General features: G+C 37.3%; 1 pseudogene. It reads left to right on the forward strand.

The features are described 5' to 3' along the window. Positions 1-94, forward strand: a pseudogene (locus ACGF49_RS25360) (IS5 family transposase); the annotation flags it as partial. Positions 95-225 lie beyond the last annotated feature (131 nt).

Here is a 225-nt window from a genome sequence, read left to right on the forward strand (position 1 = left end):
TCGCATCGCCACCCGTTATGAAAAGACAGCAAGAAATTATATCGCTATGGTGAAATTAGGTTGTATCCGCTTATTTCTTAAGGTCATTATTTAATTGAGGGACACAACCTAATGCTACAGCCGTACTTACTTTTTTCAACAGAAAAGACACCCATAGAAAATCTTAATTCATGCGGTTTCTCAGAGTTGTGAGCATCAAGGAAAATGCAACTTTCTGATATCTAC

Source organism: Photorhabdus sp. RM96S, assembly GCF_042879335.1.
GTDB lineage: Bacteria > Pseudomonadota > Gammaproteobacteria > Enterobacterales > Enterobacteriaceae > Photorhabdus > Photorhabdus kayaii.